The sequence below is a fragment of the Kinneretia sp. DJ1R-11 genome, from assembly GCF_025717595.1.
In the GTDB taxonomy this organism is placed as follows: Bacteria; Pseudomonadota; Gammaproteobacteria; order Burkholderiales; family Burkholderiaceae_C; genus Paucibacter_A.
Genome location: NZ_JAJIRR010000021.1, coordinates 22,148 through 37,396, shown reverse-complemented (window position 1 = coordinate 37,396; position 15,249 = coordinate 22,148). Strand labels below are relative to the sequence as shown.

Annotated in this window: 14 protein-coding genes and 1 pseudogene; 8 read left to right on the top strand and 7 right to left on the bottom strand. The window is 65.6% G+C overall.

The features are described 5' to 3' along the window. Positions 1–69 precede the first annotated feature (69 nt). The 3 genes from LNV23_RS23140 to LNV23_RS23130 form a co-directional block, all read right to left on the bottom strand. Complete coding sequence (locus tag LNV23_RS23140) at positions 70–1,266, bottom strand: beta-barrel domain-containing protein (protein WP_263565129.1); 1,197 nt, start codon at positions 1,264–1,266, stop codon at positions 70–72. Between the two features lie 72 nt (positions 1,267–1,338). Beyond that, positions 1,339–3,690, bottom strand: coding sequence for a type I secretion system permease/ATPase (locus tag LNV23_RS23135; protein ID WP_263565128.1), 2,352 nt, complete (start codon positions 3,688–3,690; stop codon positions 1,339–1,341). Positions 3,691–3,723: 33 nt separating this feature from the next. Next, the gene (locus LNV23_RS23130) at positions 3,724–5,601 is read right to left on the bottom strand and encodes an O-linked N-acetylglucosamine transferase, SPINDLY family protein (protein ID WP_263565127.1); all 1,878 of its coding nucleotides are present in this window, start codon (positions 5,599–5,601) and stop codon (positions 3,724–3,726) included. 399 nt (positions 5,602–6,000) lie between these two features. Here LNV23_RS23130 and LNV23_RS23125 point away from each other — a divergent pair, with 399 nt between their 5' ends. The 7 genes from LNV23_RS23125 to LNV23_RS23095 all read left to right on the top strand — a co-directional run bounded on the left by LNV23_RS23125 (position 6,001) and on the right by LNV23_RS23095 (position 11,386). Further along, positions 6,001–6,468: a hypothetical protein gene (locus tag LNV23_RS23125; RefSeq protein WP_263565126.1), complete on the top strand. Its 468-nt coding sequence runs from the start codon at positions 6,001–6,003 to the stop codon at positions 6,466–6,468. Between the two features lie 13 nt (positions 6,469–6,481). Beyond that, on the top strand, positions 6,482–6,766 hold the full coding sequence (locus tag LNV23_RS23120) for a hypothetical protein (RefSeq protein WP_263565125.1): 285 nt from the start codon (positions 6,482–6,484) through the stop codon (positions 6,764–6,766). Positions 6,767–6,819: 53 nt separating this feature from the next. Next, positions 6,820–7,827 (top strand): D-2-hydroxyacid dehydrogenase family protein, encoded by a 1,008-nt coding sequence (locus LNV23_RS23115; protein WP_263565124.1) that lies wholly within the window; start codon positions 6,820–6,822, stop codon positions 7,825–7,827. Continuing rightward, a complete protein-coding gene (locus LNV23_RS23110) occupies positions 7,824–8,441 on the top strand; it encodes a chromate transporter (RefSeq protein WP_263565123.1) in 618 nt (205 codons plus the stop codon). The genes LNV23_RS23115 and LNV23_RS23110 overlap by 4 nt, the downstream gene beginning before the upstream one ends. Further along, positions 8,438–8,989 carry a chromate transporter gene (locus LNV23_RS23105; protein WP_263565122.1) on the top strand — a complete coding sequence of 184 codons (552 nt, stop codon included), beginning with the start codon at positions 8,438–8,440 and terminating at the stop codon, positions 8,987–8,989. Before LNV23_RS23110 ends, LNV23_RS23105 begins: the two co-directional genes overlap by 4 nt. A 347-nt stretch (positions 8,990–9,336) precedes the next feature. Then, the gene (locus LNV23_RS23100; RefSeq protein WP_263565121.1) at positions 9,337–10,194 is read left to right on the top strand and encodes a hypothetical protein; all 858 of its coding nucleotides are present in this window, start codon (positions 9,337–9,339) and stop codon (positions 10,192–10,194) included. Between the two features lie 40 nt (positions 10,195–10,234). Continuing rightward, positions 10,235–11,386 (top strand): helix-turn-helix domain-containing protein, encoded by a 1,152-nt coding sequence (locus LNV23_RS23095; protein WP_263565120.1) that lies wholly within the window; start codon positions 10,235–10,237, stop codon positions 11,384–11,386. Here LNV23_RS23095 and LNV23_RS24130 read toward each other — a convergent pair. The 4 genes and pseudogenes from LNV23_RS24130 to LNV23_RS23080 all read right to left on the bottom strand — a co-directional run. Next, positions 11,343–11,522, bottom strand: a pseudogene (locus LNV23_RS24130) (IS5/IS1182 family transposase); the annotation flags it as partial. The gene LNV23_RS23095 and the pseudogene LNV23_RS24130 overlap by 44 nt on opposite strands. A gap of 193 nt (positions 11,523–11,715) precedes the next feature. Continuing rightward, positions 11,716–12,348: a uracil phosphoribosyltransferase gene (gene upp, locus LNV23_RS23090; protein WP_263520044.1), complete on the bottom strand. Its 633-nt coding sequence runs from the start codon at positions 12,346–12,348 to the stop codon at positions 11,716–11,718. 41 nt (positions 12,349–12,389) lie between these two features. Beyond that, complete coding sequence (rlmB, locus tag LNV23_RS23085; RefSeq protein WP_263565119.1) at positions 12,390–13,151, bottom strand: 23S rRNA (guanosine(2251)-2'-O)-methyltransferase RlmB; 762 nt, start codon at positions 13,149–13,151, stop codon at positions 12,390–12,392. Next, positions 13,148–13,903 carry an acetyltransferase domain-containing protein gene (locus LNV23_RS23080; protein ID WP_263565118.1) on the bottom strand — a complete coding sequence of 252 codons (756 nt, stop codon included), beginning with the start codon at positions 13,901–13,903 and terminating at the stop codon, positions 13,148–13,150. Before LNV23_RS23080 ends, rlmB begins: the two co-directional genes overlap by 4 nt. Positions 13,904–14,031: 128 nt before the next feature. On the opposite strand from LNV23_RS23080, the gene LNV23_RS23075 reads away from it, so the two are divergent. Then, on the top strand, positions 14,032–15,147 hold the full coding sequence (locus LNV23_RS23075; RefSeq protein WP_263565117.1) for a S1C family serine protease: 1,116 nt from the start codon (positions 14,032–14,034) through the stop codon (positions 15,145–15,147). Positions 15,148–15,249: the final 102 nt, after the last annotated feature.

The window sequence follows — 15,249 nt, the reverse complement described above, 5'->3', positions numbered from 1 at the left end:
TTGACCAGTTTGGGCGCCGAGCGAAGCCCGGAACAACAGGCCTTAGCCTGGGCAAATCAAGCGCCTAACTCAGCGTTCGCTCAGGGCTTCACGGGTCTTGAGCACCGGGCGCAGCAGGAAGCTGAGCACGGAGCGTTCGCCGGTCTTGATCTCGACCGTGGCGCTCATGCCGGGAATCACCGCCACGGTCTCGCCCTTGTAGCGCAGATTGTTGCGCTCGGAACGGACCAAGGTCCGGTAGTAGCGGCCGGCACCGGTCTTGTCGGCCTCGCCCAGGGCGTCGGGGCTGATGTACTCAACCCGGCCTTCCAGGCCGCCATAGACGTTGTAGTCAAAGCCTTGCAGCTTGATCTTGGCCGGCATGCCCACGGCCAGATAGCCGACCTCGGCCGGCTTGATCTTGGTCTCGATCAGCACCGCATCGGTCAGGGGCACGATCTCCATGATGGGCGACCCGGTCGTGATGACGCCACCGACGGTATTGGCGCGGATGTTCTTGACCATGCCGCGTACCGGCGAGGTCAGCACGGTGCGCTTCAGGGCATCGTCGCGCACCACCATCTGCTCGTCCTGCATGGCCAGCTCGTTCTGCAATCGCACCAGCTCGGAGCTGGCCTCCTGCCTGAAGCGGCTGATGCGCTCGCTGCGCTGCTGCTGCAACTCATTGACTTGGCGCGACAGGTGCATGACCTCGACATTGGACATCAGCCCCTTGGCCGCCATGTCCTGAGACACCTTGAGCTCGCGGCCCAACATGCCAATGCTGCGCTCGATGCTGGCCACGGCCTCATCGAGCAGACGCTGGCGAGCGGCATAGGCTGCAGCCTCAGCGGCGACGATGGCCGGCACGGCATTGAGCTCGGCCGGGAACTGCAGGGGCTTGCTGGTGGCCTCGGCCGTCAGGCGGGCCACGGTGGCGCGTGAGGCCAGGCGCTTGACCTGCCCCTCGTTCTGCTGCGCCTCGACCCGGGTCGGGTCCAGTTTGGCCAGCACCTGGTCTTTCTCCACCCGGTCGCCCTCGCGAACCAACAGCTCGCGCAAGATACCGATCTCAGCGCTGGCGATCACCTGCTCGCGCCCATCGGGCACGATCACGCCCTCGCTGCGGCTGAGCTGATCGACCTCGGTGAAGGCCGCCCAGACCACGGCCGTGACCAGGGCCGCCAGCAGGAGGTAGAGCGCCCAAGTGACACGCGGCAATGGCTCATCGACCTGCGCGGCCGCCAAGCTGCTCAGAAATGCCTTGTCGCTTTGACCGACGTTCATGAATTCCGTCCCATCCCCATCATTTGCTTCTTGTTCATCGTGGCGCCAATTGCTGCCTGCACAGGCGCGGCCTCAAACTGAGGCGGAGCGCTGCACGGGCTGGGCTGCTGGATGCAGATGCAGATTGGACGCATCGCCCGCGGCCGGCTGGCTCGGGCGCACGCCGGACAGGGCCGCCAGCACCTGGTCGCGCGGCCCGTCCATGACCAGGCGACCCGAATCCATGACCATGATGCGCGTCACCAGCTCCAGCACGGCCGGACGGTGCGTGACCACCACCAGGGTGCAAGCCCCGGCCGCATCGCGCAGCTGGCGCAGAAAGGCCACCTCGGACTGGGCGTCCATGGAACTGGTCGGCTCGTCCATCAAGAGAATCTGCGGCTTGGTCACCAGACTGCGCGCCAGAGCCACCAGCTGACGCTGGCCGCCGGACAACAAATTGCCCATTTCGCCGACCGGCAAGTCCCAGCCCATGGGGTGGTTGGCGACGACGCGGTCCAGGCCGGTCAGGCGTGCCACCTCGACCAGGCGGCTGGCGTCGATATGGGCGCGGCCCATCAGGACGTTGTCCCGCAGGCTGCCATGAAAGAGGCGCGGGTCCTGCGAAACAAAACCGACCCGGGCGCGGAACTCGGCCGGGTCGACCTGACGCAAGTCGATGCCGTCGACCTCGACCATGCCTTCGGTCGGCAGGTAGAGACCGGCCAGCATGCGCAAGACCGTGGACTTGCCGCTGCCGATGCGGCCCAGCACCGCAACGCGCTCGCCCGCAGCCAAACGCAGGCTGACGGCACGCAAGACCTTGGGGGCACTGCCCTCGCCTTCCATGGGATAAGAGAAGCTGACGTCGTGCAAGCCCATGCTGCCCGAGACGCGGGACAGCGGCACATAGTTGCGGCTGGCATCGCGCTCGGTCGGGCGGGCCATCAGTTGATTGAGGGCGATGAAGGCCGCTTGCGCGCTTTGGTAGCGCGAGGCCAGGCTGACCACGCTGTTGAGCGGCGCCATGGCGCGGCTGGCAAACATGATGGCGCCCATCAAGGCACCGGCCGTGATGCTGCCGTCCTCGATCAGATAGACGCCCCAGACCAGCATCACCAGGGTGATGACCTGCTGCATGCTCATGGCGACATTGCTGCTCAGACTGTTCAGGCCGCGGCTGCGCATGGCGGCATCAGCGGCAATCGCTGTGCTGGTTTCGTAGCGCTGCACAAAGCGGCCTTCGGCGCCCGAGGTCTTGAGGTCCTCAAGTCCTTCAATGGCCTCGACCAGGGTGCCCTGCAGATCGGCTGTCTCGTTCATGTGGCTGCGCACCGCATTGCGCATCTGGCTCTTGATGGCCAAGGTCAGCCCCAAGGTCAGCGGGATCGCGCCGACCAGGACCCAGCCCAGCGGCCCGCCGACCATGAAGGCCATCAGCACGAACAAGGCAATGAAGGGCAGATCGGTCACCACGGTGACGCTGGCCGAAGCGAAAAACTCACGCACCACCTCGATCTGCGAAATCGTGCTGGCATAGGAGCCGGCCGAGGCGGGCTTGTGCTCCATGCGCACGCCCAGGGTCTGGCGGAACAGCTTGGAACCGATGATGAGGTCGGCCTTGCGGCCGGCAATGTCGATCACATGGGTGCGCAGCTGGCGCGCGCAGAGGTCGAAGATCACGGCCAGACCAGCGCCCAAGGCCAGGGTCCACAAGGTGACGAAGGACTGGTTGGGGATGACCTTGTCGTAGATGACGGTGGTGACCAGGCCGGTCACCATCATCAGCACATTGCTGAGAAGAGCCGCCACCATGGCGGCGCGGTAGTAGGGAATGAAGCGCTTGAGCGTGCCCCAGAGCCAGTGACTGCCGTCGGTGCGCAGCAGCGGCTCGCCGCGGTTGCTCGCCTGCGAAGTTTCGGGCAGGGTCAGCAGCATCAGGAAGCCGCTGTACTCGGCCTCGAGTTCGCTGGCCGTGGCGGTGCAGACATTGGCATCCGCCCCCGGGAACACGACCTCGTAATGAACCTCGGCGCCTTCGCTGGCCGGCTCCAGGCGGCGCACCAGCACGCAGGCGTCGCCGCCATTGAGCAGCATCACCGCGGGCAGCAGCAAGGGGCTGACTTCCTCGATCTTCTTGCGCGCCAGGCCCGCGCTATAGCCGGCCTCGCGCATCAGGCGCAGCGCCTGGTCGGGGCTCAGTGCGCCTTCGAAATGACTGCCCGCGCAGAGCGACTCGGCCGAGCGCGCCCGACCGAAATGCTGGGTCATCCAGACCAGGGCATGGAGCAAGGGGTTGCCGACATCGGAGCCGGCCTCGGCTTGCCAGCTCTCGTCCGTCACTTGGGCTTGCGCAGGCGCGGCGCTGCGATCGGCAGCCAGGTAGATACCGGGCTGCGCCGCTGGCTTGCCGCCGTCAAAGAAAGGGTCGTGTCGCTGAGTCACGTGAGTCCTTCAGCGCGAGCTGGATCGCTGCGGTCAACGCACATCGCGTTCTCGCTGCGACAGGGCCATGGCTTCCAGTTTGTTTTCGAGATCCCGCACCAGGCCGGGAATGTCGAACAACTTGGACTGCCGCCCCTGTTCGCGCAGAAAGCGCTTGTAAGACTGCGCTCTGGCTGGATTTTGGCCGATCTGAACCGCCCGCTGCTCATATTCAGCCAGGGAATACGTGACAAGGTCCGGCAATCCAACATTGCTGAGCAAGCTGCCGGCCATGCGCGAGATGTAGGTGCGGCCGGAACGGGTCAGCATGGGGGTGCCCATCCACAGGCAATCGCTGGCCGTGGTGCCGGCGTTGTAGGGGAAGGTGTCCAGCACCAGATCCGCCAGCACGAAGCGAGCCAGGTACTCGGGCGGCGCCACCCGGGGCGCGAAGATCAGACGCTCGGCCGCGACACCATGGGCGGCAGCGACCTTGAGCATATTGTCATGGGCCCACTCGTTGTCGGCGAGCAGCCAGAACACGCTGTCCGGCACCTGCTGCAGGATGCGCATCCAGCAGCTGAACATTTCTTCGCTGAACTTGTGGTTGTTGTTGAAGCTGCAGAAGACGAACTTGTCCTCCGGCAACTGGTACTGGGCGCGGGTCGGCTCGGCGCCGACCTGGCGCTGACGGTCGCTGATCTGGTAGCAGTGGTCGAGGTAGATGGGCCGCTCGGTGCAGTAGGGCAAATAGTCCTCGGGCATGACGAAACGGTCGGCAATCATCCAGTCCACGCCCGGCAGGGCCGAAGTGGCGGGCAAGCCCATCCAGCAGGCCTGGATTGGCGCCGGCCGGTAGGCCAGGATATTGGGCCGGGCACCATTTGTGAGCCCTTGCAGGTCGATCAGCACATCGATGCCGGCTTCGGCAATCAGGCGGGCAGCCGTGTGGTCATCGACGCCGGCCAGACGCACATGGTGGTCAAAGCCTTGCAGGATGCGAGCGCGCAGCGCCGTCCCGTCGTCGCGGCTCCAGCAGAAGGCATGGGTCTCGAAGCGCTCGCGGTCATGCAGGCCGTAGAGCTCGGCCGTCATCAGGCCCACCGCATGCATGCAGAGGTCACCCGAGAGATAGCCAATCTTGATGCGGCCGCTGCGCGGCTTGCGTTCGCTGGCCAGCTCATGCAGCGGCCGGCCCTTGTAATTCAGCACCTTTTCGTGGACAAAGCGCTGCGCCACCATCAGCTGCAGCGCCGGGTCGTCGCTGGCGCTGAGCATGGCCAGCAAGGAGGTACCGACCAGCAACTGATTCTGCGTCAGCTCGCCCACGGTCTGGTAGACCGGCCAGTCGCATTGCTTCTGGCGGATGTGTACATAGTGCTGAACCACCGAGCCCTGGCTGGGCTTGAGCTCCAGGCTGCGCCGCATCAAGGCCTGCGACTCGCCATAACGCTTGTGGGTTTCCAGCATGCGCGCGCTGTTGTTCAGGGCATGAAGGAGCAAGTCCAGTGATTCCGGGCCCTTACGGAGCAGGCTGTCATCGGCGGCGACGCGCTGCCACTCGGCCAGCGCTTCGTCGATGCGGCCCAGGTGTTCGAGCTGATGGCCCAGGTTCAAGCGGGCTTGGGTGAAGCCCTCGTTTTGACTCAGGGCCAGGCGGTAAGCATTCTCGGCCGCCGCGTGCTGCTGCAGATTGCCCAAGAGAGTGCCCCAGTTGTAGCAGGCGACATGGCGCATGGGCGAAGGCGTGCTGGCAATCCAGTTCTGATAGACCAGGGCAGCAGCCTCCAGCTGGCCCGCCTGCTGCAGGGCCCCGGTGCGGTCCATCAGTTCCGCCAGTTCCATCTGCCCGGAGCGGGCCCGGCTCAGCAATTGCTCGACATCATTCATGGCGGCCTTGGGGCGGGTGGCGGGCGGTGTGGAAAGGTCCATGGCAAGGGTGGCCGCGGTGACGGCGCAAAGGTGGAGCAATCGGCGCTCGGTGCCAAGGCTCTGGCGCCGAACCCCGAACGGGGACCCGTGCGGAAGCTCAGCCGGCCCCAGGGCCATCAGACCGGTCGCTGAGACTCGATGGTAGGAGCGCAAGGCCCTGAAAGGCGGGTCGATTAGGGCGGGAAAGCCTCGCCTATTCAGACCATGGCAGGCCTGCTGCGCCGGGCCCAGCCCTTCTGGGCGCAGTGCGCCCACCGAAAGCACCGTGCCGGATTTGCTCGGTTTTGGCCCGCCACTTCCAGGCTTCATGCCAGCGGCCGACTGATCAGAATCGCTTCACCCTGTAGGAGGGGGAGGCGGTCGAACCCGACCGTCGAATGAACAACAACACCACATCAAATGTTGAATGACATTCTGAGCCGTTGGGCCAGACGGCGCGCCGCATCCCTGCATCGTCTGCCAACCAGCGGCGGTGACAGCAGCCACATGGCCTCCGGGCGCAGCGGGCAAGCCGTGGACACGATCTGGCAAAGCATCCTGCGCTGGATGCCGGGCGAGGCCGACCCCTGGGGTGCGGCCAGCCCGCCACCGCACCAACGCAGCGACAACATGCCCGCCGCCCGGGCCGAATTCGAGGCCTGCTTGCGCGGGCTGGACAGCGAACGCATCGCCGAGCTGCAACGCAGCATCCGGCGCAGCCGCAGCCTGCGCGACCTCTGGCATCTGCGCACCTGGCTGTACACCGAGGTGGCGCGCAGCTTCTCGCAAGCCGAGGCCGAACTCCGCCTGCAAGCCCTGCGGCCAGTTTTCCAAGGCCAGGCCGGCCTGCGCGCCGACGCCGCCGCCACGGCACAGCCCCGCCACTGATGTCAGCAACGCCATGAACGACACCCTCGCCTCCCCGGCCGTCAGCGGCCGCATCGCCCTGCGCCGCAGCTTCGTCGAACTCAAGCTGTGCTTCATGCAGGCCGCGGCCACTGTGGGCGGGATCACGGGCCAGCACCTGCAGACCCTGGTGCGACAGTCCAGCGAACCGTCCGAACTCTGGCTGCTGCGCAGCAGCCTGCTGGCGGCCCTGGCCCGCCAGGGTGACAGTGGCCTGGCCCATTGCACACGCATACAACTGGCCTCACAGCGGGTCTACCCCGAGCGCCGGCGCCCCTGAACCGGCCGCCAGCACGGCGACACTTGCGTCAGGGTGCAAAATAGCCCTCACGCATGAAAATCATCATCCTTGACGACTATCAGGACGCGGTGCGCAAACTGCACTGCGCGACCAAGCTGGAGCATCTCAATGCCAAAGTCTTCACCAACACGGTGAAAGGCAACGGCCAGCTGTCGATACGGCTGCGCGACGCCGAGGTGCTGGTGCTGATCCGAGAACGCACCCAGTTTCCCCGCCAACTGCTGGACAAGCTGCCCAAGCTCAAGCTGATCGCCCAAACCGGTCGCATCGGCAACCACATCGACATCGAAGCCTGCACGCGCCTGGGCATTGCCGTGGCCGAAGGCGTGGGCTCACCGGTGGCACCGGCCGAATTGAGCTGGGCGCTCATCATGGCCGCCATGCGCCGCCTGCCGCAGTACATCGGCAACCTCAAACATGGCGCCTGGCAGCAGGCCGGGCTCAAGGCTGGATCCATGCCGCCCAATTTCGGCGTCGGCATGGTTTTGCGCGGCAGGACTTTGGGCATCTGGGGCTACGGCAAGATCGGCCAGTTGCTGGCCGGCTACGGCCGCGCTTTCGGCATGCAAGTGCAGGTCTGGGGCAGCGAAGCCTCGCGCTTGCGCGCCCAGAGCGACGGCTTGATCGCTGCCGAAAGCCGCGAAGCTTTTTTTGCCAGCAGCGATGTGCTGAGCTTGCACCTGCGCCTCAGCGATGAAACACGCAGCCTGATCACGCCCGAAGACCTGGCGCGCATGAAGCCCACGGCCCTGCTGGTCAACACCTCACGAGCCGAGTTGCTGGCCGACGGCGCCCTGGTCTCGGCCCTGAACCGAGGCCGGCCCGGCATGGCCGCCATCGACGTGTTCGAGAGCGAACCGATTCTGCAAGGCCACCCTTTGCTGCGCCTGGAAAACGCGGTTTGCACGCCGCACATCGGCTATGTCGAGCAGGACAGCTACGAGATGTATTTCAACGCGGCCTTCGACAACATCCTGAACTTCATTCGGGGCGAACCGACCAATATCGTCAATCCCGAAGCGCTGAAAGTCCAGCGATGAGCCTTCCCGCGCCAGACGCGCCCGAGCTGGCGCAAGCGCCAGGCGCACCGCAAGGCCCGGCCTCGCTCTGGGTTCTTTACCTGGCCTTCAACCGCCTGGCCCTCCAGGGTTTTGGCGGTGTGCTGGCGGTGGCGCAGCGCGAATTGGTGGAGCGCCTGGGCTGGCTGAGCCGCGAAGAGTTTGTCGAAACCCTGGCCATCGCCCAGGTGCTGCCTGGCCCCAATGTGGTCAATCTCTCGCTGATGATTGGCGACCGTTACTTCGGCCTGCGCGGTGCTTTTGCGGCACTGGCCGGCATGTTCGTCCTGCCCTCGCTGCTGGTGCTGAGCATGGCGGCGCTCTATGGCAGCGTGGCGCAACATCCCGTGGTGGGCAACGCACTGCGTGGCATGGGCGCGGTCTCCGCCGGCCTGATCCTGGCTACCGGCCTCAAGCTGCTGCCGGCTGTGCATCGAAACTCCATGGGCCCTGTGCTGGCGGCTGTGCTGGCCGTGGCCACCGTGGTGGCGGTGGTGTGGCTGCGCGTGCCCCTGCCCTGGCTGGTCCTGATGCTCGGCGGCCTGGGCATGGCGGCCGCATGGCACGGCCTTGCTCAGACGGCTGAACGTGCATGATGCTGAGCGCTGCGCATGCGGATCTGCTGGACTTGTTCCTGCATTTCCTGACCCTGTCCCTGCTGTCCATCGGCGGCGCCATCAGCACTGCCCCGGACATGCACCGGTACTTGGTCGGTGAGCGGCACTGGCTCAGCGACACCGAGTTCACGTCCTCGATCGCCCTGGCCCAGGCGGCACCGGGGCCCAACATCCTGTTTGTGGCCGTGCTGGGCTGGAATGTGGCCGGCCTGAGCGGCGCCTTGGCCGCCATGGCCGGCATCATGTTGCCCTCTACCACCCTGGTTCTGGCCGCCACACGCTGGGCGCGTCGCAACAAGGACAGCCTGGGCGTGCGCGCCTTCTCGGCCGGCATGGCGCCACTGACCCTGGGCTTGATGCTGGCCACCGGATGGCTGCTGGCCGAACCCTATCTGCGCCTGCCCAAGCACCGCCTCGCCACCCTGGCCCTGATGGCCGGCACGGTGCTGCTGACGCTCAAGACCCGGATCAGCCTGGTCTGGATGGTGCTGGCGGGTGGGGTGCTGGGTGCCCTGGGCTGGGTGTGAAGGCGGGTCGCCTTCAATGATTGAAAGAAGGCTACGGCGCTTACAGGTCCGCACTTCAGGCCAGCCGGTGTCGGCCAGCTGATTCCTCAATTTCTTCACCCACCAGGCCAAGGCTTGGCGCATGAAGGTCGGTGAGTCCCTCCTGCCCTTCGACATCAAGCCCGACCTGTCGATGCGCCTCAAGGCAAGGCGTATGTGAGGGTCCGGCGAGAACGTCGCAGGATGGACCTGCTGGAACAGCCCTTTGAATGAAGTCTGGGCCTGTCATCTTCGTTCGAGACACACAGGGCCGGGGCCGGGGCTCCACAGAATCGGCCGCTCTTGCAACTCCCTGAGCCCAAGTCAACATGCACAACACGACCCAACCCACCCGCCAGCGCCGCCGCGCACTGGGCACCGTTCTGTCCCTGCATCTGCTGCTGGGCAGCCTGCTGCCTGCTGCGCCTGCTCATGCTGAACCCGAGCGCCATGCCCAGGAGAACCTGGCGGCCAGCCAGCTGATCGGGCTGGACGTGAACCTGCAAATCGAAAAGGCCACGCCGGCCGCCTCGCTCCCCAACCAGGGTGCGATCGTCAAGCGCTACCTGACGTTCGGGCGCTGGACTTCTCAGGGCGCCGGCGGCACTGGCCACCGCCTGGCCAGCGGCAGCTACCAGCTGCGCCATGCTGGCCCCAACACTTTGGAAGAACGCACGGTGGACGACAGCGGCTACGGCCAGTCCACCACCCGCTACAGCTTCGAGCACCCACGTGGCGGCACCTGGGTGCAGAGCTTCAACAATGGCCAACAGCAGCTCAGCGGCCATTTCAGCACCGCGCCCAGCCAGCCCAGCCCGGCCCAGCAGCTGGCCCCGGCCAGCAATGCCGGCCTGCATGTGGCGCTGATCATCAAGAGCGCGGTGGCACCGATGCTGCCGCCCGGCGTCTACCCCTCGGCCGGCCTCGTGCTGCAGAGCTACGCCAGCGACGGCACGCTGAGCTTCCAGGGCTTCGGCCCCGGCACCCTCAACTCCAAGGGCACGTACGTCTACAAGCGACTCTCGGCCAACACGGCAGTGGAGGAAACCATCCAGACCAGTGATTTCTTCAAGGAGCCCTATACGATGGTCTACACCTTCAAGACTCCCAACTCCGGCACTTGGTATCAGAACTTTTCCAATGGCCTGATCCGCTTTTCCGGAACCTTCGACACCTTCCCGCGTTGAACCACAGGTTCGGGCGGCGCGCGGCCGCCCATTCATCGACATGACCCTCAATGCCGAAGCGCTGAAAGCCTGGCTGCTGTTCTCCTTCAGCCTGGGCTGCTGGACCTTGCTGACCCTGCTGCTGAGCCGGCGCGGTGAACGCCGCAACCGAGTCACGATGGCGGTCTTCGTGGGCTTGCTCTTGCTGCCGCCCTTGCAGGCCTATCTGGAGCTGGCACTGGGTGGAACGCCCCTGCCCTGGCTGGACCTGCTGCGCTATCGGCTGACCTGGGCCTATGGGCCCTTGCTGTGGCTGTGCCTGCGCCAGGCGCTGCTGCTGCCGGCGCTGCCTGGGCGCCAGTTGCTGCTGCACGCCTTGCCGATGCTGAGCGTCTGCGCCCTAGGGCGGGCGCAGGCCGATTGGCTCGGTTCGCCACTGCTCGTCGCTGCGCTGCTGCTGCAAGTCTTGGTCTATGCCGTCAGCGGCGTACGCTTGCTGATGCGGCACCGTTCAAGGCTGGCACAGCTGACGTCCGGGCATCGCAACAGCAGCTATTACTGGCTGCTCTATCTGGCAGGCGGCCTGCTGGTGGCCACCTGTTTTGATCTGGTGGTGCATGCCATGGCCTGGCAGGGGCAATTGCCGCCACGCTCCCTGCTGCTTGGCGCGGCCCTGCTGTTGGCCCTGTATGTGGACTTGATGGCCTTGTTCGCGATCTACCAGCCCGAGGTGTTCGTAACCGAGTCGGGCGGCACCGAGGCCCCTCCCCCGGTACCGCTGCCGGCTGAAGAGTTGGCCGCAAGCCCGGCCGAGCCGCCCAAGGGTGCGCCCTTGCGGGTGGTGGAGCTGTCTCCCGAGTTGGCTCGCGAGCTGGCCCAGCGTCTGCAAGCGCTCGCGCAGCAGGACAAGCCCCATCTGGACGAGCACATGTCGCTGGGCAAACTGGCGGCCCTGCTGGATCTGACCTCGCACCAGCTCTCCGAGCTGCTGAACCTGCACATGGGCAGCAGCTTCTACGACTATCTGAACGAGTTGCGCTACCAAGAAGCCCTGCAACTGCTGGAGCAGCCGGAGGGCCTGCAGGCCCTGACGGTGGCCGACATCGCCTACCGTGCCGGCTTCAACAACCGCAACAGCTTCTACAAGGTCTTCAAGGACAAGACCGGCCTCACCCCGGCCGAATACCGCAAGCGCTGGGCCAAGCAAGCCTGAGCCTGAGGCGAAGTGCCCTGTTATGCGCCATGCAGGGTCTTTGGCAGCTCGCCGCTTGGACGGCCAACCCGCGATAGTGCAACTTCACATGGCCGAACTGGCGCTTGATGAACCGGAACGGGTGCTCCACCTTGGCGCTGCAACTTGTCAATCAGGCGGACCATCTCTTCGAGAAGCACCCGGCGCCACGTGCCCTGGCTCAATGGCCCCAAGTCCAAGATTTGTCTGCTCAGGAGCTGAATCGTGCCTGCCATTCAAGCTTCGTGTTTGCCGCGTTGCCCGGGGGGTAGGCAGACGCTGCTTAGCCTTCCAAGATCGAAAGAGGGCTACTAGCCCTCTTTCGTCCCGAAGATTTTGTCGCCGGCGTCGCCGAGGCCGGGAATGATGTAGCCCTGCTCATCCAGATGGCTGTCGATGGCCGCAGTCCAGCAGCGCACATCGGGGTGGGCCGCGGCAAGCGCGGCGACACCCTCGGGTGCGGCGACCAGCACCAGGGCTCGGATGTCCTTGCAGCCACGCTTCTTGAGCAGGTCGATGGTGGCGATCATGGAACCACCGGTGGCCAGCATGGGGTCAACGATCAGGGCGGTTCGCTCATCGAGCTGGCCGACAAAGCGTTCGAAGTAATGGACCGGCTGCAGGGTCTCGTGGTCACGGGCCAGGCCCACGACCGAGATCTTGGCGTTCGGGATCATGTCCAGCACGCCGTCCATCATGCCCAGACCAGCACGCAGGATGGGCACGACCGTGACCTTGCGGCCAGCAATCTGGTCCACGGCCGTCGGACCGCTCCAGCATTCGATCGTGGTCTTTTCCAGCGGAAAGTCGGCCGTGGCCTCGTAGGCCAGCAGGCGGCCGACTTCGCCCGTCAACTCGCGAAACTTCTTGGTCGAGATGTCGGCCTCGCGCATCAGACCAATCTTGTGTTTGACGAGGGGGTGCTGGACTTCAATGACGGCCATGGCTGTGCTCTTCTTGGGTGCGAAAAAGGGGGAGCCGCCGATTATCCCTGGCTGGGGCGGCGTTGGCGCAGCGCCTCGTAGAGGCACACCCCTGCTGCGACCGAGACATTCAGGCTTTCGACCGCGCCCAGCATGGGAATGCTGACCAGCTCGTCACAAGTCTTGGCGGTGAGCTGGCGCAGGCCGTCGCCCTCAGCGCCTAGCACCAGGGCGACCGGGCGGTTCAGGTCGATGTCGTAGATCGATTTGCTCGCCTGGTCGGAGGTGCCGATGATCCAGATGTCTCGTTCTTTCAGCTCATTGAGCGAGCGGGCCAGGTTCGTCACCATGAGGTAAGGCACGGTCTCCGCCGCGCCGCTGGCGACCTTGGCCACGGTGGCGTTCAGGCCCACGGCATGGTCTTTGGGTGCGATCACGGCGTTGGCGCCGGCGCCATCGGCCACGCGCAGGCAGGCGCCGAGGTTGTGCGGATCGGTCACGCCGTCCAGTACCAACAGCAAAGGCATCACCTCGGCCGCTTCCAGGTCTTCCATCACGGCGTCGAGCGAGTGTTGCATGGCCAGGGGCTGCACACGGGCGACCACGCCCTGGTGACGGCTGCTGCCAGCCAGCTTGCCCAGTCGATCGTCATCGCTGTCCACCAGCTTGGCGCCGGCCTCGGTGGCACGCTCGACAAACTGGCGCATGCGCTGGTCGCGCCGGCTGGCGTCGACATGGATCTCGCTGATCGATTTGGGATGCGTCTTCAGGCGCACGGTCACGGCATGGAAGCCAAAGAGAATTTTGTTGCTGCTGCTGCTCATCCCCGCATCGTAGCGGCTGCGCCCAGAAAACCGATCAAAACCGGTTGATGCAACATGTAGAAACTCAAAGACCAGCGGCCCAGCAACGCCAAGGGCTGCAGGGGCGCCGTCAGCCCGCCAGCCAGCCAGGCTGGGCGCGTGTCCAGCAGCCAACGGCCTGCGGCATAGCCCCAAAGCATCAGGCCCAGCCAAGGCAGGACCGGCACAAAGTCCTCGGTGATAGGCAAGCGCGTGACCAGGCCGACCCAGTTGGTCCAGCGGCTGTCAAAGAAAGGATGCGTCCAGAGCTGCGGGGCGCTACAGGCCAGCAGGCCCAGGCCCAGACAGGCCCAGAGCGGCAGGCGCGGCCCGAGCGCACGCAGGATCAAGAGCATCACCGCCATGCCGTGGAGCACGCCGAAGCTGATGAAGCTGCGCGGAAACATCAGCGCCGAACCCGCGCTGACCAGCAGGGCGCAGCCGGCCACCTGGGCCCAGCGCCGCCAGAAGCGAGACCAGGGCTGGCCCTGGTGCAAGGCCAGCGCCTGGCCCAGGCCGGCGCACAGCAGAAAGAGGCTGACGATGGCCGTGCGCTGGCCCGTCCAGAAGGGGTCGCGGTGGAAGTTCTGCGTGATCCAGCCAAAGTGGTTGAGGTCGAAGCAGAAATGGAAGGCCGCCATCCAGACGATGGCGGCGCCGCGCAAGGCGTCGAGGCGAGGCACGCGCTTCAGCGCGGAGTTCGGGGCGGGAGTCAGGTCGGGGGCCAAAAGCATGCCGCGAGAAGAGTCAGAATGGCGGCAGTCTACGGGCAAGCCGCCCTAAAACGCGCTGCCGGACTTGAAACGCGGCCCGGCACAACGATCTGAAGTGTTTGCCCTCTAGAACCTCTTCACCACGCCCGATGAAACTGCCCACCACCCTTGCCTCCCAAGCCGCCCTGCTCGCCCTGGCCTTGTTGGCCGGCGTGACCTTGAGCGCCTGCTGGCCCAACACCGCCCAGAGCAAGCCGCAGGCCGAACCACGCGCCGTGCAGCCGCGCGGCCCGCTTGACGCTGGTGAACAGAACAACATCCAAGTATTCAAGAAGGTCTCGCCTTCCGTGGTGCACATCACCACCTTGGCCCTGAGCCGCGACATGTTTTCCATGAACATCACCCAGCAGCCGCGCGGCACCGGCAGTGGCTTCATCTGGGACGATGCCGGTCATGTGGTAACCAACTTCCACGTCATCCAGGACGGCGACGCCGCCACCGTCACGCTGTCAGACCAGAGCAGCTACCCGGCCAAGCTGGTCGGCAGCTTCCCCGACCGCGACCTGGCCGTGTTGCGCATCGAAGCGCCCAAAGAAAAATTGGCGGCCATCGCGATCGGCAGCAGCCGCGAACTTCAGGTCGGACAGTCGGTCTATGCCATCGGCAACCCTTTCGGTCTGGACCAGTCCTTGACCTTGGGCATCGTCAGCGCCCTCAACCGCGAGATTGAGTCCGTGACCCGGCGAACCATTCGGGGCGCCATCCAAACCGATGCAGCCATCAACCCAGGCAACTCGGGCGGCCCCCTGCTCGACTCGGCCGGCCGACTGATCGGCGTCAACACCTCGATCTACAGCCCGAGCGGCGCCAGCGCCGGCATCGGCTTTGCGATTCCCGTGGACGAGGTCAACCGCATCGTGCCACGGCTGATCCGCGATGGCCGCCTGATCCGCCCGGCCCTGGGCATCACGGCTGCGCCGGACAACGTCAACCAGGCGCTCAAGCTGCCCAAGGGCGTGGCCCTGCTGCGTGTCACCCCGGGCAGCCCGGCGGCACAAGCTGGCTTGCAAGTGTTCGCACGTGGTCGCGACGGCAGGGTGATCCCGGGCGATGTCATCACCGCCGTCAATGAGGAACCCGTGCGTGACCTCGATGAAATGCTGAGTCTGCTCGAGCGCCGCCAGGTCGGTGAGCGGGTGACCCTGAGCCTGTGGAACGCCGGCAAGACACGCAAGCAGGCCGTGCAACTGGGCAGCGCCGACTGAAGCATCAAGCGCTCCACTGCAGGCACTTTCCCGGCTGGCGGGTCGCCGGCGCTGTGATACCGTCGACTCAAACCGTCTTCTTCGCGACCCAGCCCACCGGCG

What these genes read in the sequence shown, in the direction of transcription:
- LNV23_RS23100 (WP_263565121.1), top strand. Translation starts at nt 9,337, where the DNA reads ATGCACAACACGACCCAACCCACCCGCCAGCGCCGCCGCGCACTGGGC.
- LNV23_RS23115 (WP_263565124.1), top strand. Translation starts at nt 6,820, where the DNA reads ATGAAAATCATCATCCTTGACGACTATCAGGACGCGGTGCGCAAACTG.
- upp (WP_263520044.1), bottom strand. Translation starts at nt 12,348, where the DNA reads ATGGCCGTCATTGAAGTCCAGCACCCCCTCGTCAAACACAAGATTGGT.
- LNV23_RS23095 (WP_263565120.1), top strand. Translation starts at nt 10,235, where the DNA reads ATGACCCTCAATGCCGAAGCGCTGAAAGCCTGGCTGCTGTTCTCCTTC.
- LNV23_RS23140 (WP_263565129.1), bottom strand. Translation starts at nt 1,266, where the DNA reads ATGAACGTCGGTCAAAGCGACAAGGCATTTCTGAGCAGCTTGGCGGCC.
- LNV23_RS23105 (WP_263565122.1), top strand. Translation starts at nt 8,438, where the DNA reads ATGATGCTGAGCGCTGCGCATGCGGATCTGCTGGACTTGTTCCTGCAT.
- LNV23_RS23120 (WP_263565125.1), top strand. Translation starts at nt 6,482, where the DNA reads ATGAACGACACCCTCGCCTCCCCGGCCGTCAGCGGCCGCATCGCCCTG.
- LNV23_RS23080 (WP_263565118.1), bottom strand. Translation starts at nt 13,903, where the DNA reads ATGCTTTTGGCCCCCGACCTGACTCCCGCCCCGAACTCCGCGCTGAAG.
- LNV23_RS23075 (WP_263565117.1), top strand. Translation starts at nt 14,032, where the DNA reads ATGAAACTGCCCACCACCCTTGCCTCCCAAGCCGCCCTGCTCGCCCTG.
- LNV23_RS23125 (WP_263565126.1), top strand. Translation starts at nt 6,001, where the DNA reads ATGTTGAATGACATTCTGAGCCGTTGGGCCAGACGGCGCGCCGCATCC.
- LNV23_RS23110 (WP_263565123.1), top strand. Translation starts at nt 7,824, where the DNA reads ATGAGCCTTCCCGCGCCAGACGCGCCCGAGCTGGCGCAAGCGCCAGGC.
- LNV23_RS23130 (WP_263565127.1), bottom strand. Translation starts at nt 5,601, where the DNA reads ATGGACCTTTCCACACCGCCCGCCACCCGCCCCAAGGCCGCCATGAAT.
- rlmB (WP_263565119.1), bottom strand. Translation starts at nt 13,151, where the DNA reads ATGAGCAGCAGCAGCAACAAAATTCTCTTTGGCTTCCATGCCGTGACC.